This window comes from Chryseobacterium taiwanense (genome assembly GCF_000813825.1).
GTDB lineage: Bacteria > Bacteroidota > Bacteroidia > Flavobacteriales > Weeksellaceae > Chryseobacterium > Chryseobacterium taiwanense.
This window is the reverse complement of record NZ_JWTA01000033.1, coordinates 1-371: the sequence shown is the minus strand read 5'-3', so window position 1 is coordinate 371 and position 371 is coordinate 1. Positions and strand designations below refer to the sequence as shown.

Annotated in this window: 1 pseudogene; it reads left to right on the top strand. The window is 32.3% G+C overall.

Going from position 1 to position 371, the window contains the following annotated elements:
• Positions 1-62 precede the first annotated feature (62 nt).
• Positions 63-371: pseudogene (locus RM51_RS18860) on the top strand (peptidoglycan-binding protein LysM); the annotation flags it as partial.

Below are 371 nucleotides of genomic sequence, written 5' to 3'. Positions count from 1 at the left end.
TAGATTTGTAATGTCAAAAGAGGACAATTAAACAAGAATAAAAATTAAAAAATAATAGTATCATGAAAAAACAAATCTTAATCACAGCTTTAACTTTCGGAGCAATCATATTAGGAACTAGCAATGTTCAGGCTCAAAACACTACAGCAACCACAACAGTAAATATTACCCTGAATGATGTGATTTCCATCGATGCAGGAAGTACTGCAATTGGTAATACGGTTGACTTCAACTATGCTACTGCAGCAGACTATAATTCAGATCAAACCATTACTAAAGCCAATTCTTTGAAAGTTACTTCAACGAAAAACTTTAATGTTAAAGTAAAAGCAGGAGGAGCTAATTTCATAAATGGAACCAACTTAATCCCT